Source organism: Flagellimonas aquimarina (genome assembly GCF_003149745.1).
GTDB lineage: Bacteria > Bacteroidota > Bacteroidia > Flavobacteriales > Flavobacteriaceae > Flagellimonas > Flagellimonas aquimarina.
The window spans coordinates 816,587-837,672 of sequence record NZ_QGEG01000002.1; the positions used below are offsets into that span (position 1 = coordinate 816,587).

23 protein-coding genes are annotated in these 21,086 nt (G+C 38.0%); 4 read left to right on the plus strand and 19 right to left on the minus strand.

Translation table 11 applies throughout. The features are described 5' to 3' along the window. The first annotated feature begins 59 nt into the window (after positions 1-59). A complete protein-coding gene (locus DKG77_RS10525; protein ID WP_109662787.1) occupies positions 60-1,604 on the plus strand; it encodes a hypothetical protein in 1,545 nt (514 codons plus the stop codon). On the opposite strand, the gene DKG77_RS10530 is transcribed toward DKG77_RS10525, so the two are convergent. Both DKG77_RS10530 and panB read right to left on the minus strand, forming a co-directional pair. Next, on the minus strand, positions 1,601-2,302 hold the full coding sequence (locus DKG77_RS10530; protein WP_417935473.1) for an RluA family pseudouridine synthase: 702 nt from the start codon (positions 2,300-2,302) through the stop codon (positions 1,601-1,603). The two genes, DKG77_RS10525 and DKG77_RS10530, sit on opposite strands and share 4 nt — an antisense overlap. 5 nt (positions 2,303-2,307) lie before the next feature. Beyond that, positions 2,308-3,126: a 3-methyl-2-oxobutanoate hydroxymethyltransferase gene (gene panB, locus DKG77_RS10535; protein WP_109662788.1), complete on the minus strand. Its 819-nt coding sequence runs from the start codon at positions 3,124-3,126 to the stop codon at positions 2,308-2,310. Positions 3,127-3,196: 70 nt separating this feature from the next. Here panB and DKG77_RS10540 point away from each other — a divergent pair, with 70 nt between their 5' ends. Beyond that, complete coding sequence (locus DKG77_RS10540) at positions 3,197-3,673, plus strand: nuclear transport factor 2 family protein (RefSeq protein WP_109662790.1); 477 nt, start codon at positions 3,197-3,199, stop codon at positions 3,671-3,673. Between the two features lie 29 nt (positions 3,674-3,702). Here the strand turns inward: DKG77_RS10540 and DKG77_RS10545 are convergent, their stop codons facing one another. The 6 genes from DKG77_RS10545 to DKG77_RS10570 form a co-directional block, all read right to left on the minus strand. After that, positions 3,703-4,218 (minus strand): GNAT family N-acetyltransferase, encoded by a 516-nt coding sequence (locus tag DKG77_RS10545; protein ID WP_109662792.1) that lies wholly within the window; start codon positions 4,216-4,218, stop codon positions 3,703-3,705. Positions 4,219-4,257: 39 nt separating this feature from the next. Continuing rightward, on the minus strand, positions 4,258-4,917 hold the full coding sequence (locus DKG77_RS10550; RefSeq protein ID WP_109662794.1) for an SCO family protein: 660 nt from the start codon (positions 4,915-4,917) through the stop codon (positions 4,258-4,260). 3 nt (positions 4,918-4,920) lie between these two features. Then, positions 4,921-6,651: a tetratricopeptide repeat protein gene (locus DKG77_RS10555; RefSeq protein ID WP_109662796.1), complete on the minus strand. Its 1,731-nt coding sequence runs from the start codon at positions 6,649-6,651 to the stop codon at positions 4,921-4,923. A gap of 42 nt (positions 6,652-6,693) precedes the next feature. After that, complete coding sequence (locus DKG77_RS10560; RefSeq protein ID WP_109662798.1) at positions 6,694-8,376, minus strand: tetratricopeptide repeat protein; 1,683 nt, start codon at positions 8,374-8,376, stop codon at positions 6,694-6,696. 240 nt (positions 8,377-8,616) lie between these two features. Further along, the gene (locus DKG77_RS10565; protein ID WP_109662800.1) at positions 8,617-8,856 is read right to left on the minus strand and encodes a VF530 family protein; all 240 of its coding nucleotides are present in this window, start codon (positions 8,854-8,856) and stop codon (positions 8,617-8,619) included. Positions 8,857-8,879: 23 nt separating this feature from the next. Beyond that, positions 8,880-10,304, minus strand: a complete 1,425-nt coding sequence (locus tag DKG77_RS10570; protein ID WP_109662802.1) for an L-serine ammonia-lyase — start codon at positions 10,302-10,304, stop codon at positions 8,880-8,882. 167 nt (positions 10,305-10,471) lie between these two features. Here DKG77_RS10570 and dnaK point away from each other — a divergent pair, with 167 nt between their 5' ends. Next, positions 10,472-12,391, plus strand: a complete 1,920-nt coding sequence (dnaK, locus tag DKG77_RS10575) for a molecular chaperone DnaK (RefSeq protein ID WP_109663746.1) — start codon at positions 10,472-10,474, stop codon at positions 12,389-12,391. Positions 12,392-12,429: 38 nt separating this feature from the next. Here dnaK and DKG77_RS10580 read toward each other — a convergent pair whose 3' ends face one another. The 9 genes from DKG77_RS10580 to DKG77_RS10620 all read right to left on the minus strand — a co-directional run bounded on the left by DKG77_RS10580 (position 12,430) and on the right by DKG77_RS10620 (position 18,173). Further along, entirely contained in the window at positions 12,430-13,347 is a 918-nt protein-coding gene (locus DKG77_RS10580) for a DUF5777 family beta-barrel protein (protein WP_109662804.1), read from the minus strand. Further along, positions 13,337-13,882: a YceI family protein gene (locus DKG77_RS10585; protein ID WP_109662806.1), complete on the minus strand. Its 546-nt coding sequence runs from the start codon at positions 13,880-13,882 to the stop codon at positions 13,337-13,339. The genes DKG77_RS10580 and DKG77_RS10585 overlap by 11 nt, the downstream gene beginning before the upstream one ends. Further along, positions 13,875-14,312 carry an OB-fold protein gene (locus tag DKG77_RS10590; RefSeq protein WP_109662808.1) on the minus strand — a complete coding sequence of 146 codons (438 nt, stop codon included), beginning with the start codon at positions 14,310-14,312 and terminating at the stop codon, positions 13,875-13,877. The genes DKG77_RS10585 and DKG77_RS10590 overlap by 8 nt, the downstream gene beginning before the upstream one ends. 118 nt (positions 14,313-14,430) lie before the next feature. Beyond that, positions 14,431-15,612, minus strand: a complete 1,182-nt coding sequence (locus DKG77_RS10595; RefSeq protein ID WP_243414909.1) for a hypothetical protein — start codon at positions 15,610-15,612, stop codon at positions 14,431-14,433. An 84-nt stretch (positions 15,613-15,696) separates the two neighbouring features. After that, positions 15,697-15,954: a hypothetical protein gene (locus DKG77_RS10600; RefSeq protein WP_133248446.1), complete on the minus strand. Its 258-nt coding sequence runs from the start codon at positions 15,952-15,954 to the stop codon at positions 15,697-15,699. Between the two features lie 10 nt (positions 15,955-15,964). Continuing rightward, a complete protein-coding gene (locus DKG77_RS10605; protein ID WP_109662812.1) occupies positions 15,965-16,816 on the minus strand; it encodes a DUF5777 family beta-barrel protein in 852 nt (283 codons plus the stop codon). 20 nt (positions 16,817-16,836) lie between these two features. Then, complete coding sequence (locus tag DKG77_RS10610) at positions 16,837-17,229, minus strand: hypothetical protein (protein WP_109662814.1); 393 nt, start codon at positions 17,227-17,229, stop codon at positions 16,837-16,839. Then, positions 17,226-17,792 carry a YceI family protein gene (locus DKG77_RS10615; RefSeq protein WP_109662816.1) on the minus strand — a complete coding sequence of 189 codons (567 nt, stop codon included), beginning with the start codon at positions 17,790-17,792 and terminating at the stop codon, positions 17,226-17,228. Before DKG77_RS10615 ends, DKG77_RS10610 begins: the two co-directional genes overlap by 4 nt. A gap of 24 nt (positions 17,793-17,816) precedes the next feature. Then, on the minus strand, positions 17,817-18,173 hold the full coding sequence (locus DKG77_RS10620) for a hypothetical protein (RefSeq protein WP_133248447.1): 357 nt from the start codon (positions 18,171-18,173) through the stop codon (positions 17,817-17,819). Positions 18,174-18,407: 234 nt separating this feature from the next. Between DKG77_RS10620 and DKG77_RS10625 the strand changes: the two genes are divergently transcribed. Then, positions 18,408-19,505 (plus strand): LytR/AlgR family response regulator transcription factor, encoded by a 1,098-nt coding sequence (locus tag DKG77_RS10625; RefSeq protein WP_109662819.1) that lies wholly within the window; start codon positions 18,408-18,410, stop codon positions 19,503-19,505. Positions 19,506-19,526: 21 nt separating this feature from the next. On the opposite strand, the gene rluF is transcribed toward DKG77_RS10625, so the two are convergent. Further along, positions 19,527-20,249: a 23S rRNA pseudouridine(2604) synthase RluF gene (gene rluF / locus DKG77_RS10630; protein ID WP_109662821.1), complete on the minus strand. Its 723-nt coding sequence runs from the start codon at positions 20,247-20,249 to the stop codon at positions 19,527-19,529. Between the two features lie 12 nt (positions 20,250-20,261). Next, positions 20,262-21,005: a subclass B1 metallo-beta-lactamase gene (bla, locus tag DKG77_RS10635; RefSeq protein ID WP_109662823.1), complete on the minus strand. Its 744-nt coding sequence runs from the start codon at positions 21,003-21,005 to the stop codon at positions 20,262-20,264. Positions 21,006-21,086 lie beyond the last annotated feature (81 nt).

Consider the following 21,086-nt stretch of genomic DNA (forward strand, 5'->3'; position numbering starts at 1 on the left):
ATAGTATTTCTTATTATATAAGTAATTGAAATACAGTATTTTAAATTATATTTTTTACGATGACAAATGCCCATAAGGATACCTTGTTTGTATTGATCAAGTCGCTTTCTAAATCAGAAAAGCGTCAGTTTAAGCTATATGTGGGTAGGCTTGGGGTTAATACTGACGCCAAATTTTTGGCTCTTTTTAATTTGTTGGATAAAATGCGGATGTATGATGAACGTCAGATTTTGGAAAGTGGTATCGTAAAAAAAGCCCAACTTTCAAACCTAAAAGCACATTTGTACAAACAGATATTGGTAAGCCTACGATTGAATCCTGTAAATCAGAACATAAGGGTTCAAATACGGGAGCAGTTGGATTTTGCCACTATTTTATACCAAAAAGGACTTTACAAACAAAGTTTAAAGATTTTGGACAAGGCCAAAAATCTAGCCATAGAGAATGAAGAGAAGAATGTAGCCTATGAAATAGTAGAGCTGGAAAAAATTATTGAAACCCAGTACATTACTAGAAGTATTCCTGATAGAGCCGATGAACTTTCTGTGCAAGCCAAACAACTTTCAGCACATAATGTAATGACCAGTAAACTTTCTAACCTTTCGCTGCAATTATATGGAATGATGCTAAAAGTAGGTTATGTCCGTAATGATGAGGATTTGCAGAGCGTACAGGATTATTTTGAGACGCATTTGCCTGCCTACAACCTTGAAGATTTAGGTTTTCGGGAAAAATTGTGGCTCTATAAGGCCCATTTGTGGTATAGTTTTTTGACCCAAGATTTTTTGTCATCATATAAATATGCAAGTAAATGGGTTGATCTTTTCTATGAAAATGAAGAGATGATAGCTTTAAATCCAGTGTTCTTTTTAAAAGGAAACCACTATCTGTTAGAGTCCTTGTTTTTTGTGAAATATGCTTCGCAATTTAAGGAGACCCTAGATAGAATGGAAGCACAGGTGCATAGTCCTAAGTTTCCACAAAATGATAATATTGCCTCACTGGCATTCTTATACATAAACTCTAACAAATTGAACCTTCACTTTTTAGAAGGCACATTTGGTAAAGGACTATATCTTGTAAATATTATCGAATACGGAATTAAAAAGCATAGAGATCGAATTGATGAGCATCATATTATGCTATTATATTATAAAATAGCTTGCCTGTATTTTGGAAATGGGGACAACAAAAACTGCATTATCTACTTAAAGAAAATCATCTCCAACAAAAATTTGAAAATGCGGGAAGATTTAATGTGCTTTGCCCGGGTATTAAGTTTGGTTGCTCATTATGAAGCGGGAATGGACTATCATTTGGAAGTACAACTTAAGAGTACGTACAAGTTCTTATTGAAAATGAATGACTTACATGCTGTTCAAAAAGAAATGATCAAGTTTTTGCGAAGTCTTGGCGATATTTATCCGAGTGAACTTAGAAACGAATTCCAAAAACTATATAATGAGCTTAAGAAATACGAAAATCATCCTTACGAAAAAAGAGCTTTTCTGTATTTGGATATTCTTTCGTGGTTGGAAAGTCATTTGCAAAACAAGCCGGTAGGTCAGATAATAAAAGAGAAAGCAATGGCCATTACCCGCTAAAGACATGCATTCCAGATAGGATCTTCTGGCGGTTTTGCCACAAACGTTATGGGTTCTTTTTTTACCGGGTGTTCCAGTTCCATACTTCTGGCATGCAAATGGATACCTCCATCTTTATTGCTTCGGTCTGCGCCATACTTTAGATCTCCTTTTATAAAACATCCCATGGTTGCAAGTTGAGCCCTAATTTGATGATGTCTGCCTGTTTTCAAATCAATCTCCAAGAGGAAATAGCTATCTAATTTTTTAAGCACCTTATACTCCAGAATTGCCTTTTTGCTCTGGGCAACCTCTTTTTTGTACGCATAAGATTTGTTTTGCTTTGGATTGCGAACCAACCAATGCGTTAAAACTCCGCTTTCATTTTCTGGAGCTTTTTTTACAATGGCCCAATAGATTTTTTTTGTCTTCCCTTCGGCAAATAACTTGTTTAAACGTGGTAGCGCTTTAGAAGTCTTTGCAAACAGCAAAATACCCGAAGTGGGCCTGTCTAATCTGTGGACTACACCTAAATATACATTTCCTGGTTTGTTGTATTTGTTTTTGAGGTATTGCTTTACAACTTCACTTAACGGAACATCACCAGTTTTATCACCTTGAACAATATCACCTGGTCTTTTATTGACCACAATGAGATGATTGTCTTCATGTAGAATGTCCAAATTAGAATGGGTGGAATGAGTGACTTTGTCTATCAATGGAATTAGTATTGCTCTTCTTCATTTGGAAAATCCCTGCTCTTTACATCACCCACATATTGAGATATGGCATTACTCATTTCTTCATATAGGTTCATATATCTACGTAAAAAACGTGGATTGAATTCATGGGTCATGCCTAACAGGTCATGCACTACCAATACCTGTCCGTCCACACCATTTCCTGCCCCAATTCCAATTATTGGAATAGAAACGCTTTGTGCCACTTCCTGTGCCAATTTTGCTGGAATTTTTTCAAGAACAATCCCAAAACAACCCAACTTCTCCAACATTTTAGCATCTTCTTTTAGTTTTTGGGCTTCCTGTTCTTCCTTGGCTCGTACCGTGTAGGTGCCAAACTTATAAATTGATTGTGGGGTAAGCCCCAAATGCCCCATAACTGGTATACCGGCTCCTATAATGCGTTTTACTGATTCTTTAATTTCACTGCCTCCTTCCACTTTCACGGCATGTGCTCCGCTTTCTTTCATGATCCTGATAGCGGAACGTAGTGCCTCTTTAGAATCACTCTGATAACTTCCAAAAGGGATATCAACAACTACCAAAGCCCTTTTTGCGGCCCTTACTACAGAACTTGCATGATAAATCATTTGGTCCAACGTGATGGGAAGTGTGGTTTCATGTCCTGCTATTACATTACTGGCCGAATCACCGACCAAAATAACATCTACATTGGCAGCATCCACAATTTTTGCCATGGAATAGTCATAAGAGGTGAGCATGGAAATTTTCTCACCGTTTTGTTTCATTTCAATAAGGGATTTTACCGTGACCCTTTTATACTCTTTTTTGGCAACTGACATTTGGTTTGCTTTTAATGGCTAAATGTAAGCAGATTTGTTTAATTTGGGTTCTAATCAAAAAACTAGAAAAATGAAAAAATCAATCTTTTTGGTTTTGCTTATCACTTTCGTTAAAGTGAATGGGCAAGGTCCAAATGCTTCAGAATATGAAAAACAAGCTGTTAGAGATGTTGTGGAAACTTTTTTTGATGGTTTTCACAAGCAAGACTCCGTCATTATGAAAAGCACACTAGCGGATAATGTGGTGCTGCAAACAACAGCTCGAAACAAGGAAGGGAAGACTTTGTTCAGGACTGAAAAAATGGAAAAACTTATAACGTCCATCACCAGTATACCTGATAGCATAAGCTTTAAAGAGAAACTGACATCATTTTCAATTCAAGTGGATAGAACAATGGCCAATGCCTGGGTTGGTTATGAATTTTGGTTGAATGAAAAGTTTAGCCATTGCGGAATAAACTCGTTTCAGCTCGTCAATTTTGATGGGGAATGGAAAATCATCTATTTAATAGACACAAGAGGTAAGGCAGGCTGCCTAGAAGATTAAGTGCCTTCTAACCACCTTTGCGAGTGAGCTCATTGTTTCAACGCTATTTCAAAGAAACATACATCTGCATTGTGATAATGTGCGGGTAATTCCGATGTGTTTTTGAGTTTATTCATTCCTAAAAACTTAAATCCACAACTGGTGTAATGATTGATCAATCTCTCATTATCACCACATGTATCCATTCGTATAAAATGTTTTTTATGCTGGATGGCAAAAGCTTTGGACCAATCAACAATCTTCTGTACAAAGTTATTCCCTCTAAAATCAGGATTTGTGGCAATTCTATGAATGTAAATTGCAGGATCATTTTCACTTCCCTCCCAAATTTGGGGGTCACTATATGTTATTGCCCAAACACAAGCTATTTTGTTTTCTATTATTAGTTTAAACTGCCTATTTTCAGCTATTTCTGTTGCGATAAGTCTTTTGTCAAACTTTGGCCATAGATTTTCCGGAAATTTTATTTTTTGATATTCGGTAGCCAATCTGTAAAGCCTAAAAATTTCAGGAATGTCTTCTTCTTTGCTGTTGGTGATAATCATGATTTAAAACAATACCAGATTATATCTTTTAAGTCAAATTTAATTGGATAATATTTTAATGTCATCAATTAATCTCAGGATTTCATCATTATCTGTTCCGTTATAGACCCCTCGTATTTGCTTTGTTTTGTCCACTAATATAAAGTTGGGGGTATGTATAAAATCTTGCAAGCCTCCATCTCCTTGGTCTACAACTGCAAAATAGCTTTTACGAGCCAAGTTGTAAATATGTTTTTTATCTCCTGTGGCTATATTCCACTTAGAATCAATTGCTCCTTTGTTATCTGCATATTTTTTTAGCACAGGTACACTATCCATTTCTGGTGTCACTGACATGGATAAAAACATAACATCATCATCATTCAAAAAAACTTGTTGCAATTTCCCCATATTGTTAGACATTATAGGACATATACTTGGACAACGGGTAAAAAAGAAATCGGTCACATAGACTTTATCATCGTAATCTGATTGTGTGATAACCTCTCCATTTTGATTTGTCAATTTAAAGTCAGTCACTGTGTGATGGTTTTCGACATTTTGTAGGCTAACATCCACCAATTCTGGATTAAAATCTTTGGGACCATAAATGGGTAGTTCCGAGTTTCCTGTAAAAATGAAGTATGCAATAACCAAAATACCAATTGCAACAAAAACTATTGGTATTTTGGTTGATTTAAGCTTTTTGAAAGTGGTCATTTATTACAATATAGAAGTTTCTATTTCAATATCTGAATGTTCCCAAGCCTTTTCAAATTCTTGCTTTATTATCTGGGCTTCTTCTATTTTCCCTTGTGCTTTTAAACTGTTGTGCAAACCCATTAAAGACCACCCATTTTGTCTCAACACATCCAAATCCTCTCTATATACCTTTTCAGCATCCTCATATTTTTTGGCGTTCATTAATATTGCTCCTAAGTTTTGCCTTGTTGGAATATGCCATGCTGCGGGTTCTGTATAGGTTAACCCATCTTCAAATTCCACTGCATTTTCGAGATGCTCAATGGCTTTGGAAACATCTCCTTTCAAAGCGGCCAACTCTCCGGCAACCACTTCATAAGCTATATTGGCAGAATGAATGGAGGCATTGTTGGCAGTAGCCACCAGAGTTTCCATTTCAGGATCATTTTTAAGCGTTTCAATGGCCGCCAGCTCTTCTTGAGCTTCTTTGCTATTTCCCTTACGTATAAAGGCTATACCTCTTGCGTAGTGCCGTATTAGATTAAGGTGTTTAATATCCTGGCTTGGAGCCGGAATGGTCAAAATTTCATTCCACTTGCCAAACCGAGTATAAGCCAGCATTGGGGTTGCGGCAAAATCTTGTAAAAAAGGCATGGTGATAAACTCACCAACAGGAACTTTTTCAGCAGTTTTCTTAGCGGCATCAATTGCAATATCACTATCGCCCAACAAGCTGGCCGCTGACCACAAAAAATGAATGTTATGAGGGTAATATCCTAAAGGATATAGTCCTTGTGAGTAACATTGAGAAATATAGTCTTCATCTGCCAGTATTGCTTTTTGGTTGGCAGTTACCGCATCTAAATAACGGCCTACGCGAATGTAAATGTGTGAGGGCATGTGCACAATATGACCCGCGGCGGGCATTAAGCCACCCAATTTATCGGCACTGGCAACTGCCAAATCCGGTTTTGGAAGTTCAACCATGTGAATGTAATAATGGTGTGCTCCAGGATTGTTTGGGTTTATTTCCATTGCCTTTTCCAGAGCCGCTTTGGCCTCTGCAATGTTTGGAGAAGGATTCCCTTCTGCATCCCAGTAATTCCATGGTACGGTATTCATGACAGAAGCGGCATAAAGCACTTGTACCTCGGCATCTTCAGGAAATTCTTGTAGCACTTCTGACATTGCCTGCATGTAAGCCATATTAAGTTCCGCAACATCTTTGGTTAAATCCTCATTATACCTTGCTGTTAAGGCATGTATTAATGCCTGCTCTTTAGAAGTAGCAGTTGAAGCTAACTTTTTTGCTTTTGCCAACGCTTCATTTGTTTTTATTTTACGATCATCTGGAGGCAATGGGTCATTAATGTTAGGACCTAACGCGTATGCCTGGCCCCAATAGGTCATGGCAGAAGTTGGATCCAAACGAGAAGCTTCCAGAAATGATCTATGTGCCTCTGCATGGTTAAAGGCATATGTAAGCCTTAGACCTTGGTTGAAGAATGTTTGTGCTCTCTCATTTTTGGTGGTAATGGTATAACTTAATTCCCCTAAATTTTCAAAAAGAGGTGATATCTGTTGCGTAGAATCTACCACATCCAGTAAATATGTTGTAGGGGTACATTTTATAAAGCTAAAGGATGCTTTCTGATAGTTTTTTGGTGTTCTAGAAGAACCTTCTTTGGTCAAAAAATGAATGGTTGTTAATAATCCCAGCACAATTGCTACTAGGCCTAATTTTGTTTTCATGATGTTCTTGTTATAGGTTTTGCTTTAATACTTTAGGTTAAATTAGCTGGCATATTGCTGAACAAATGCTTTTGCTTCTTTTACTTCAGGTCGTTCACTATTGGAACTTTTGGTCAATTCTATAAGTTGATTAAAATAGTGTATTGCTTTTTCTTCATTTTTAGATCTTTTGGCAGCTACTGCCGCTCCATAAATACCATTAAATCTATTGGGGTGTCCCTCTAAATTTACCTCATAAGCGTTCAGTGCTTCTACAGGTTTGTTCAATGCCAATAGCATATCACCTAAAAGCTCATCAGCGGGAAGTACCTCGCCTGGGGTGACAGGATGTTTTGAAGTTTCACTTTCCAATTTAGCAGCTGTTTTCATCAAATCAAGTGCATCGCCACTATTGCCTTTCGCCAATTCGATCCAAGCTTTTGCCGAATGTATTTGAACATTTACCTGGCCTGCTTTATAGGCCTTTTTTGAATCTAGAAGGCTTTGATATAACAACTCTAAAGATGCCAGCTCATTTTCTGCCGATACAATATCGTTGGTATGCGAATAACCCAATGCCTTACCAAAATGTAACATTGCTTTTTCCCAATGTAATTCCTTCCAGGGAAAATCAATTGTTGGGAGTTCAAGCTTAGAGGCCTGGTCCCAGTTCTTGTTTTCTAACGCCATTCTTACGGGCATAGCGGTCAAAGCATAGGTGGCGGCAAAATGGTCTTTTGGAAAAACCTCTTTTATCTCTTGCATTTCCTTTAATTGTTCTGCTGCTTTTTGATTGTCTCCCATCTGTAAATAGCCATAGACCAGATAATCCACTGCATGAATTTCTTGTGACCAACTGGCGGTTGGATTCACACTTTCTGCATAGCAGGTTGCTGAGGAAGCAGAATTTATATTGGTTTTAATAGATTCCTCCCAGAGGCCTAAACGAGTAAAAATATGAGAAGGCATATGCTGTGCATGTGCAGAAGCCGGTGCAATTTCTGCATAGCGTCTTGCGGTAGTCAATGCCTTTCCTGCAAGTTCGGGATAATCGTAATTATGAATAATATAATGTGCAATACCTGGATGATTGGGTTTCTCCACAAAAAGATCTTCCAAGATTTTCCCTGATTTTTTTTGTCTTCTATAACTTTTATCGTTTGGGTCTGCGGCAGCACGTATGGCCAATGCATAGAAAACAGCTGCTTCAGTATCACCTTCATGTTTGTTATAGAGCTCTTCCATTTTCTTTTCATACATTCTTTGTCTGGTCAGTTTGTCAATGCTGTCCCAATCTTTATAAAAGACGCTAATCGCATCCAAATAATCTTTTTCTAAATCGGATTTAGGTAATTTACTTGCCAATTTCAATAGTTTCTCACCCTTTTCTAAGTAGCTAAGGTCAGATTGCATCCAAAGTGATTGAAAGATGCTCATAGAAACCCCCCAATATGCCATTGCACAATTTGGATCCATATCTATGACTTTTACAAATGCTTTTTCTGCCTCGGCATACTCAAAAGAATGTAACAGCGAAAGTGCTAAATCAAAAGTAGCTCTTGTCTCATAACTGCAGGATAAAGAAAAATTCACTTCCCCAAAGCTCTCTGTGCTGCATAATAAGAGTTCTCCTCTTTTAAGGTCTATAGAAGCTAGTGCAGGGCTCGGTTTTGTGTTTTTACAAGAAAACAGGCAAACTGTCAGAATGGTGATAATCGCCAACCATACTTTTGTTAAGTATTTCATCAATTCAATGGATTAAGTAAAGTGTTCCTTTTTTCAATGGGAGGAATCAAATCATATTTAATTCGTAACCCATATGGCGCTGTCTCGGGAGATAGTAATCACGGCACCTTGGTTTAAATGGAAATTTGCAACAAATTGTTGATTGCAAATCAAGGGGCAAGGTAATAAAAGTTAGATAATGTTGGGCATAAAGATGTTCAATGTGCTCATTGTTAAAGTATTTTGGTAAGGTTTGTTGTATCATTGACCAGTAACCAATTTTAGGTAGAGCCGTTCAACTTTGTCTCTCGCCCATGGAGTTTTTCGTAAAAACTTAAGACTGGACTTGATCGAAGGGTCTTTTTTAAAACAGTTGATGTTGATTCTATTTGCTAACTCATCCCAACCATAATGTTCTTCTAAAAGAGTTAGCATATCCAACAGTTTAATACCATGCAATGGGTTGTTTGGTTGTTCTCGGTTAGAATTGTTGCTATTCATAAGTATGTCTGTTTTGCTAGAGTTTAGCAATCACTCAAAAATACTCCAACGGCCAATCCACCTTCTGAAGTTTCTTTGTATTTAGAATTCATGTCCTTGGCGGTCTCCCACATCGTATTTACAACTTTATCCAGTGGCACTTTGGTTTCCTTGGGATTTGTGTCCAAAGCTAACTCTGCAGCATTAATAGCTTTTATGGCCCCCATAGAGTTACGTTCAATACAGGGAACTTGTACCAATCCGCCAATGGGGTCACAGGTTAGACCCAAATGATGTTCCATTGCAATTTCTGCGGCAACCAATACTTGCTCAGGTGTTCCACCAAGTAATTCCGTTAATGCGCCGGCGGCCATAGCAGATGAAACACCTATCTCCGCTTGGCACCCGCCCATTGCAGCAGATATAGTTGCGCCTTTTTTAAAGATACTTCCTATTTCTCCGGCCACTAGCAAGAATTTTTTGACATGCTCAAAATCTGCTTCGTGGTTTTCAATGACCATATAATACATTAGAACTGCCGGTATAACACCTGCACTTCCATTGGTAGGGGCTGTAACAACCCTCCCCAAGGCGGCATTAACTTCATTTACACTAAGGGCAAAACAACTTACCCATTTAAGAATCTGCCTAAACTTAACCTCTGTCTTACGTATGGTTTGCAACCATTCCTGAGGATTGGAGTAGGGAAGTTCTCCTTTAAGTTTTTCATGTATTTCAAATGCGCGCCTTCTTACGTTTAGCCCACCGGGCAAAGTACCTTCTGTATGGCAACCCAAGTACATACATTCCAACATGGTGTTCCAAATCCGTTCCAGTTCTATATTAATTTCAGAATTGGTTTTTAGGGAGCGTTCATTTTCTAAAACAATTTTGGAAATGGATGTATTTTTTTCTTTGCAATACTGGAGAAGCTCATCACCTGTTTTGATGGGGTACGGAAAAGTTTTGAAAACTTCTTTGTTTTCTTTTGAATGAATGAGCTCTTCTTTTACAACAAAACCACCACCAATAGAATAATATGTTTCTATACTGGTATTGCCTGATGATAGAACAGCTTCAAACTGGATGCCGTTGGAATGAAAGGGAAGAAATTCTTTTTTGAAAATAATGTCTTCTGTAAAATCAAAAGGAATTTCTTTTGTAGCACCCAAGTTCAATACTTTATTGGTTTTTAAGCTTTCAATGGTGCGGCCTATGCTTTCGGTCGGTACAGTTTCAGGATCGCTTCCCAATAAACCCATAACCACGGCAATATCTGTAGCGTGCCCCTTCCCTGTAAGTGACAGGGAACCGTACAAGTAAACTTTGACATTAAGGACAGATTCAAACATATCTTGCTCCTTAAGTTCGCTGATCCAACGTTCTGCAGCCCTCCATGGCCCCAAGGTATGCGAACTTGAAGGACCGACGCCAATTTTGAGCATGTCAAAAACACTTATACATTCCATGGGTAAGGTATTATATGGGGCTAAAGATAAAGAGGCATTATGTAATTAATGCTATCCCTCTGTTTTTTAAAATATGACACCTTGTCATATTCTTTGACATGGCATGATCATTGACATTTTTAGAGCGAGACAAAAATGAATTTTCAATAGATATAACTTTAGATACAATGAGCAAAATTATAGGTATAGACTTGGGTACAACAAACTCCTGCGTCTCTGTGATGGAAGGAAACGAGCCCGTAGTAATCCCAAATGCCGAGGGTAAGCGTACTACTCCCTCTGTAATTGCATTTGTGGAAGGCGGAGAAATCAAAGTGGGTGACCCTGCCAAAAGACAAGCGGTTACAAATCCCCACAATACAATTTATTCCATCAAAAGGTTTATGGGAAACAAGTTCACAGAATCTTCTAAAGAGGCTAAAAGAGTTCCTTATAAGGTGGTTAAAGGGGATAATGACACTCCAAGGGTAGATATTGACGGACGTATGTACTCCCCACAAGAATTGTCAGCAATGATTCTTCAGAAAATGAAGAAAACCGCTGAAGATTATTTGGGTCAGGATGTTACAAGAGCGGTCATTACCGTACCTGCTTACTTTAACGACTCTCAAAGACAAGCTACAAAAGAAGCTGGTGAAATTGCCGGGTTAACTGTAGAACGAATTATAAACGAACCTACCGCAGCTTCTTTGGCCTACGGTATGGACAAAAAAGATACAGATCAAAAAATTGTGGTATTTGATTTTGGTGGTGGTACACATGATGTGTCCATTCTTGAATTAGGTGATGGTGTTTTTGAAGTATTGGCAACAGATGGAGATACACACTTGGGTGGTGATGATGTAGACCAAAAAATCATTGATTGGTTGGCCGAAGAATTTAAAAGCGATGAAGGACTTGATCTAAGAGAAGATGCAATGGCTTTACAGCGTTTGCGTGAGGCTGCGGAAAAGGCAAAGATTGAACTATCCTCTTCTCCTCAAACAGAAGTAAACTTGCCATATGTTACTGCTACGGCTTCAGGCCCAAAGCACTTGGTAAGAACATTATCACGCGCTAAATTTGAGCAGCTGATAGATGATCTAGTAAAAAGAACGATTGAGCCTTGTGAGACCGCTTTGAAAAGTGCTGGACTTTCAAAAAGCGATATTGATGAAATTATCTTGGTTGGTGGTTCTACACGTATACCCGCAGTGCAAGAGGCAGTTGAGAAATTCTTTGGAAAGAAACCTTCAAAAGGAGTAAATCCAGATGAGGTAGTTGCCGTTGGAGCTGCAATACAGGGTGGTGTATTAACTGGCGATGTGAAAGATGTATTGTTATTGGATGTTACCCCGCTTTCTCTAGGAATTGAAACCATGGGCAGTGTTTTTACTAAACTAATTGAAGCCAATACAACAATCCCAACAAAGAAATCTCAGGTATTCTCTACTGCCGCGGACAATCAACCATCGGTTGAAATCCATGTGTTGCAAGGAGAACGTCCAATGGCGGCAGATAACAAAACCATTGGTAGGTTCCACCTAGATGGAATTCCACCGGCACCAAGAGGAACGCCGCAGATTGAGGTAACTTTTGATATTGATGCAAATGGCATCATTAAAGTATCTGCAACCGACAAGGCTACGAACAAAACGCAGGATATCCGCATTGAAGCTTCTTCTGGATTGACAGAGGAGGAAATTCAAAAAATGAAAGCGGAAGCTGAGGCTAATGCCGAATCGGATAAAAAAGCGAAGGAAACAGCTGACAAGTTGAATGAGGCTGACGGAATGATTTTCCAGACCGAAAAGCAGTTGAAGGAATTTGGCGATAAATTATCGGATGATAAGAAAAAGCCAATTGAAGATGCTTTGGAAGAATTGAAAAAGGCTTACGAAACCAAAGATTTGGTAATTATTGAGCCGGCTTTGGAAAAGATCAACGAAGCTTGGAAAGTTGCTTCTGAAGAAATGTACAAAGCGCAGGCAGAGGCGCAAGGTGCCGCCGGAGGAGACCCAACTGCTGATGCAGGGGGAGATGGTGCTGGTAACGGTGCAGCTGAAGGCGACAATGTTGAAGATGTGGATTTTGAAGAAGTAAAGTAAGCTTCAAACATAATTATGAAAAAAGCCCTGGTTTTTAATCAGGGCTTTTTTATTTGCTCTTTGTTTTTTAAGCCTCGCTTAAAATGTATGATATAGGTAGCATTAAAGCCAAAATTTAAGTTTGGGTTTCTAAAATTGAAGTTGTTATATGTTTGTGTTATAAAGGCATCCTCGACCATATTTACGGCATTGGTGAGCATAAATTGGAGCATTACATCTCCAATTTCCCAATTAATGCCCAAAGAGAATGGACCGTACGTATCCCTTGATTTTACTGGATTAAAAACGGTGTAATACTCAGAAACAAAGGAAATATGGTGCCCCAGCTTGTACCTGCCTCCAAAACCTAGTGCAACATGATTGTTGGGGTCATCTTGAGAAGCACGTAACCCTCTATGTATAAAGGATGGGGCAATTTGCAACGAAAATTTTGGAGATATCTTTTTGGCAATAAGGAGTTGTGTGGTAAAAGATAATCTCTTTGCAAAATTATCTTGAATACTGTTATCCGCTATAGCCTCGCTAAAATAGCTCGCATTTTGAAATAGCGTTATGCTAATAGGAGACCCCTTTTTGTCTTTACGTTGCTGAACCAATTTGTATTTAAGGTAAGTATCAAAAAGGCCATCAAATGTGGTGCCTCCAATTCCTGTCGAAAGGCGGTTAGAAATTCCATATTCCAATGCAATTCTTGAGCTTAAGCGGTCCGCTGCAAAACTTTGCGTCCGCAAACTGGGCGTATTCCAAAACCTATTGGCAGCAAAAATCTCCAATATCCCTTTTTTTCTGGTTTCAATGGAGTGCCCAAAACTTATTCTGGTAGATTTAAAAGTGGCAAGGGAGTATTGAGGAATATCCTTGCCTTCATCCTCCAAAATATCCAAAAGATCTTGGGCGCCTACAAAATTTGCGGTGCCAAATAGTATTAAAAGAAAAACTGTTTTTCTAGCTTTCATAAGGTCGATATTCAAATCTAAAATCCACAGAAATCGTTTTTGCAATGTTCCCTCTTAAAAGAGGGGGGATGTTAATATTATAATCTTCTACCAGAGTTTCAAAGGTTCCTGATAATATGTACCCTCCTTGTATGTATTCTATTTTCGTCTTTATTTCCAGCTCTTTTGATACCCCGTGCATGGAGAATGTGCCTTTTACAATTTTGGTCTGTTCTCCTTCAAAATTAGGGTCAAAATCTAAAATCTCACCCTCAAATGTAGCTTTGGGGTATAGGTCAGATTCAATATAGCTCTCGTTAAAGTGCTCACGCATCAATGCTTTTTCAAAAATAAAAGCATTCATTAACATGCTTACGGCAATTTCATTAGAAGCTAAATCTATAATGCTCAGTACTTGATTGTTTTCGGCTTTTATGTTCTCTACTGAAGTATATGAAAAGAAGGAAACCTGCCCTTGCCGTGCAATTATTTTTTCTTTGCTCGGTTGTTGTCCATAACACATGAACACGAAAAAAAATGGAATCAACTTACTCATTTATTTTTCTATCAGAAATGACACAATTTAAAAAAACGGCATCCTTTAAAAAACCTTTGAACACTCCTTTTAGCCTAATTGTGTCCTTTGGTTTCAAAGTTGAAAGGTATTTATTTTGATTGGCTTGCATATCACAAATTACACTGGATGAATCATGCTCCTTTCCTTTCAACAATATGGTAAAACGATTGTTAATGGTATTTATCTCTTTAATGGAACCTTCAATCTCTACTATGCTCTCTATTTTCAAAAACTTTTGATCACCAGCTCTAAAATGAGATATTAAAGTATCTGCGCTAAGATACAGTTCGGGTTTTGCTTCAGCAATATTTAAATAATCGGGTTTGAAAAAAACCTGAAATAGGAGATAAATTACCATTAGTGCTGCCAGAAAGAAAGCTATTTTAAACGTATTGGTTTTTTTGAGCATAAATCTAAACTGTGTTGCTAACTAGTGCTCAATACCGAGCAAATCTTCAATGGAAATTTAAAACCTAGGGACAGATCGGCCCTAGGTTCAAAACTAATAAAAAATGTAATCTCCTTTTTCAATCTGTTATCGTTAAGGTTCCCGTCATTGGACTATGGAACTCGCAATTGTAAAACAAGGTGTCTGGAGCATCGTTAGGAACTGTAAATACAATAGTTCCAGAAGAGGCACCATTGTTGGTGACACCAGAATCGTAGGTATTCCCTATTCCAATACTTTGCACTGACTTTATTAGAAAGGGATGACCTGGCGAATCTACTATGAACTCATAAGTCTCTCCTCTCTTTAAGGTAAGGTCCGGATTGCTGGTATCACTAAAACCGGAACCATTAAAAATGTATGCTGTTGCTCCTTGATTGGTTACATCATAAGAAGTAGTTGCTCCTGTAGCTTGCGGGGCCACCTCTGTATCTGGATTAAGTATGGGCCATACACCGGCCACGGGAAACCCTACCCCAAAATTGTCGCCCCGTTGTGCATCCTGTCCAAAATAGTACAGTGGCCATCCCTTATAGGTAAGCTGATTTCTTCCAAAGACATCGATTGAGCCAAAATCATTGGCATCCAATATGCTTGGAACATTCTGCAGCTGTTCTTCAAAAACCGGCCATACTCCGTTGTTTGAAAAATCAGCATTGGTGAAATTATTGGCACTATTGGTATCATTGATAAATCTGTACAGGGTATTTCCCTCGTCATCTGTCATGTAAAAGGTCTGTTCGTCACCCGGTTGGTAGGTACTGGTGAGGTTGGTCTCGACTCCATTAGAGTCTCGTCCCACGAGCTGCGCCTGTGACATCATCACGGAATAGTCCGGCTTTGCCACGTACCAAACGCTCCCTACACCATCTCCGTTAACATCGCTCACGGTATTATCATTAGAAAAAAGATAAAGTGGCCATCCCTTATAGGTGGTTTGTTTGTCTCCATCACTTCTGGTAATGGATCCAAAGTCGGATGCTTCAAGACCATTATCCAAAGTAAGATTTTCGGTATAGAAGACAGGCCAGTTTGTTCTACAACCATCAATACAGTTGGAGTCTCCTTTGCTATCCACGGAGAAGAAATACAGTGAAAACCCATCAGCATTGGTTAGGATGTTTCCAAAAGTGCCATCACTTCTCAATTGTACTGTATTGGGGTCAGCTTGTGGCGGTCCGTCATCACTTGGACCGTTGTCATCACTGCTGCAGCTGAGCAGGGTAAAAATTGTCGTTAATAGTAAAATAAACTTTTTCATTTTCATTTTTTTAAATAATTATAGTTCAAGAAACTCCAGTTTGGGGTTTACGGTGTTGATTACCCATATGTTCTTGTTTTTAAATCAAAAACAAGAACATATGGGTGATATAAATTTTGCATTTACTCTATCTCCTTGTGGTGGATACCCTAAAGCCGTTAAAATGTTCAACGCTACGGATAGCTCATTTGCTTTGATGAAACTGAATACTACAAGAGAGTCGGTAGGGTAGAGATTCACGTTGGTAATGTCCTGTATTTTTAGCAATTCAGATTTTATCTGTGAAGAACATTTTCTGCAGAATCTATTTTGTACTGGTATTTTTGCTAAGCTTAATTTCATGGGGTTTGTTTTAAAATACTCTTGAAAGGTTAAATCCAAAAAACACATCTCCATCGCTCCAATCCCCGGTGGCCTGACCAAGAAACGTATTTGTATTCATGGGCTGAGCATTGGTAAAGTGCAATTGAAAGACATGTCCGCCGGTTTCTAAATCAAAACCAATAGAGAATGGGTTTTTAAAAGGGGAATTGGATGCTCTATTCAAATGCAGGCCGTAATCCATATTAATGGACCACCTCTTGGTCAACTTATGCCTACCACCAATGCCAATGGAGTATTGCGAGTTTTCTTGCTCATCTATGGCAACAAGATTGTCATGAAAATAAGTTGGTGCTATTTGTAGAGAGAGGTTAGGATTCAGTTTTTTTGAAATCAAAACTTGGGTGGTATACCCCAGCCTGTTTTCAAATTTTAATTCGGGTAATTGTTCTTCATCCAAAGCCGTATTCAACAATACAGTATTAAAAAGTACAACCGTAAAGGGAATACCTCCCTTTTTTTGCCTTAACAGCCTTAATTTAAGGGAACTTTCATATGTTCTTTGAAAAGAACTACGAGAGACCCCTAGGTTGATGCCATCTGTTATACCATAAATGAAATTAAGCCTGGTAACCGCTTGATCTAGCCCAAAAAAGTCTTCAATACCCGTTTTAATGGACCCAAAACGATGTGATACCACAAAATAGAGCTGTTTTTGAGGTACCATTTTTGTTGATTCAAAGTTTACGATTTTAAGTCCTTTAAATGCTGCAATTTCGTAGTTTTCCGATACTGTTGTATCATCAATTTCTTTAAGTAGGTCATCCTCTTGGGATAACACAAAAAGTGGTAACAAAAGGAAAAGGATATTTAGTTTTTTCATTTTAATGGTTGTGTTGAGTTTTAATTGTTCTTTATAATTATGGCCTGGTCAATTTTCACCACTTCAAGGAGGTCATCATAGCCCACGCACCTTCCTTTTATAGAGATTGTGTTTTCCATGGTGAGTCCTTGTACATTTCCCTGAAAACTTACCTGCACGCTATTATCAATTACAATGGTGTTCCGTTCTATTGCAGTTATTTTTCCATTGGTTTGGATTACTTTATCGATGTATGAAACAGATGCATTATCTATTCGTAAAGCATCACTTAATTTTTTGGTGCTCAACTCATGTGCAATCTCTTCTTCTGCAATATTTCTATGCCCTTTATAGAGATAGTTGTATACAGCTACAGAAAGAAGTATAACTGCCAGTAAGAGCACCGACCCTATTGTTTTCTTTTTCCCATTCATTTTTTGATAAGCTTAAAGTCGAATTTGACAAGAACTTCCTTGGCAATTTTATTTTGCACAATCTTTGGGATATGGATATCAAAATCTCCTGGGGTCACTACAAATTCACCGGTCATAGAAATAATGTCTCCCACCTTTTGTATTGATATTTGGGTACGTACTTCTTTTTCTTTACCATGGAGCTTTAGCGTTCCCTCCATTGCCGCTTTCTTGGTGTTTTCATCCAACAGCGCTAAGTCCAAATCTGAAAACTGGCCTTTGAAGGTGGCTTTGGGATACATTCCAGACTCAATGTAATTTTCATTAAAGTGCTCCTCCATTAAAGAATTTTTAAAATGAAACCCTTTGATTAGTGCTAAGGCCGCTATTTGTCCTGTTTTAGTGTCCAAAACACTAGTGACCGACTCATTGGACGCCTTTACTTCTTCAAACAATGCCTCAGAAGCTTCAAACTGTATTTTTCCACTTCGATCTATATACTTGCCTTGGGCATTACTATTTTGTAGGGTTATGGTTATTAATATCAATGATATAACTACAACCCTGTAAATGGTATTCTTCATTTTTACGATTTGCTTTAAGGGTTTTTATTCTGGTGCACCGCCAGCTATCCAGTCTGCAATGAGGTCGATGTTTGCTTGCGGCAATTTGCCTGAAGGAGGCATGGTACCATTGTTGGTTCTAGCAAATACGCGACTGGCCCTACTGCTTACATCATTAAAGGATGTCAGTGAAAATGGTGCTCCGTTTGTTGGAGGGCTATTATGGCAAACAATGCAGTTATTTGTAATTATGGGTCTAATATTGGCAGTATAGGTAACGCCGTTGTCAACGATTCCCCCACCGTCATCTTCAGATGGTATTAGGTCTTCTTCACTGTCGGATGAACAGCTCATTATAAAAAGAGAAAGTAAGGGTACAATAAATTTTAAACTTGGTTTCATTGCTTCTGGATTTTAGTGATTAGACTGCTTTTATTTATCCAAAGCAACCATTAAATAGGGTGTTAAGACTACAAAATGTTGGTGAGAGGGAAGAAATGGCCTTGACAGGGAAAAATTGGACTTGAAAGGAATTGATAACTTCAATTGTAGAAGTTAATTGGTTTTAACCGGATTTTTTGGAACTATAAATGAAAATCAAATTGCTATATTGGGAAAAAATTGCTTTCAACTGTAATGAGAAAAGATAAACTCTATTTCCTTACTTTTTTATCCATTGCCATTATTTATGCGGCCATAGCCAGTGTTGCGTTACATTACCTGATAAAGTCAAGTACGCACCAGTTGCTTGAGTCCCATTTGAGTTTTAGCAAGAAGGAAACGCAAACGCTAGCCACTCTTATAGGATATCAACTTGCTAGTTCCGCTCCCAAGGATTCCGTAATAAGCAATGTACAACAAAGCCTTAAGGGAACGGATTTGGAAATGGGTTTTTTAAGTGTGTTTGACTGGTCTGGTAAAGTGGTTTGTCACCCAGATATCAAAAGAGTGGGGCAGCCCGCAAGCTCAAATAATTCCTTTGTCTCTTCAGTCACGGATGACCTAAATGCCAATAGTTTTTATGAGCTATTAATACCACGCTTAGAGCAATTACCTGATGAATCCGAACAAGTATCGGAGGTATTTCATATATATCCTGTCCAAAATTCAGATTGGATGATTGCTGCCCATACTAATATTAACGCTGTCTCGTCTAAATTAGATGAAACCAGGAGAAGGTTTTATACCATCTTTTTAGTTATGGGGCTTATAGTTATTTTGTCGTATGTAATTACCGTAAGACTTATTGGAAGCGTTTATGAAAAGCGATTGGAGCTTAAAAATGAAAAATTAGAGGATGAGGTTATCAATTTATCAAAATTAAATAGGGCAGTAGGGGATTACCAGCAAAAAGTGAGTGAACAACCTGTAAAAGATATTGCTTCTGACCATTCATCAAAAAAGCGGATACTAACATATGTGCGTAATGAACTAATACCCATTCCTATTGAAGAAATAGCCCATATTTATACGGAAAGCACGATAACTTATGTAGTCTGTTTCAATAAAAAGCGTTCCACGACCAATCTTAGTCTGGACGAGCTATTTTCAAATCTGGACAGCAGTTATTTCTTTAGGGCCAATAGGCAGTTTATTATTGCCATAGCTGGAATCGATAAAATAGTAAAGTACGGAAACAATCAATTGAAAATCTTGGTCAACCCAGATTCTGAGGTGGACATAATTATAAGCAAAAATAGGGCGGCGGAATTTAAACAGTGGTTGAATTTATAATCCAAGCAAGGTTTATATGGGTTAATCATGCGTTTTAGAAGAATCTGAAACCAAGTTGTTAATTTCAACAAGTTCGGCACTGGTCAAATGTCTCCATTTGCCAATTGGCACATCTAAGTTAACGTTCATGATACGAACTCGTTTCAATTTCTTCACCCTATAATCCAAGTACTCGCACATTCTGCGAATTTGTCTGTTTAAACCTTGAGTCAGAATAATTCTAAATTGATTAGAGCCCAACTGTTCCACTTCACATTTTCTGGTAACCGTTTCTAAAATGGGCACTCCATTTCGCATTTTTTTTAGAAATTCTTCTGTAATAGGTTTGTTTACCGTCACCACATACTCCTTTTCATGATGATTTCTTGCACGCAGAATTTTATTCACTATGTCTCCATCATTGGTCATAAAAATGAGTCCTTCACTTGGCTTGTCCAATCTACCAATAGGAAAAATTCGCTTAGGATAATTTATAAAATCAATGATGTTGTCTTTTTCAACTCTAGTGTCAGTGGTGCAAACAATGCCAATAGGCTTGTTAAAGGCCAGATATACGGGTTTTTCTTTTGGCTTGGAAATTAACTCTCCATCAACTCTTACTTCATCTGCGGGGTTTATTTTAGTTCCCATTTCGGGCACTTTTCCATTTATGGTGACTCTGCCTTGATCTATAAGTTTATCCGCGGCACGTCTAGAGCAGTATCCTACCTCGCTTAGATATTTGTTGATTCGAGTTTCTTTCATCTTTAATTAGAGCTACTTTCCTGCCTTCTTGAATAAATCAATGGTGTAATCCAATAAATCAACGTTACCAGGATTGCCATGGCCAGGAACCACATGCTTTAGTTCCGGAAATCTGTTTTTTACTTGTTGAACGGTGTTTGGCCATTCAGTTACATTAGCTTCTTCTATATATCCTTTACCGGCGTTTAATGCTTTAACCAAACATCCACCAAAAAGTACTTTCTCTGTTGGTACATAGCTTACAATATTATCTTTTGTATGACCTTCACCCATAAATACATTTACGACGCTTTCATTGCCTATTTTGGTTATCAGCTCATTTTGGAAACTGTTTTGGGGGACTACCGTGCTATCTGTTTCTTGAGCAAATTTAATTGTTAATTGATTTGCAAATGAAGGAATACCTGCATTATGAAACGCATTTAACCCGCCCAAACAGTCTACATGGGAATGGGTTATCATTACAGCTTTAATGGTTACGTTGAAATTGTCTTTTAGCCAGGATATGAGTTCTTTAGAGACCAAATCCGTAGTAGGCGTATCAAAAACCATGGCCTCAGAGCCATTTTTATACACCAATCCATTTGAAGCAACTTTTCCAAAGCTTTGGGTTTGCAAATATGATGTATGAACGAAAGTGTTCTCTGTTAATTTGGTAATAACTAGACTATCAGAGGTATAGATTTCTTTTGAGGTTTTATCCGTACAACTGATGAGGGCAAACAAAATGACTATGAAAAATAACTTGTACTTCATTTTAGCAAATAAGATGAATTGCTAAAGATATTCAGAAATTAAACTTTATAGCAACTAATTCTGGTTTTGAATAGTGGGTAG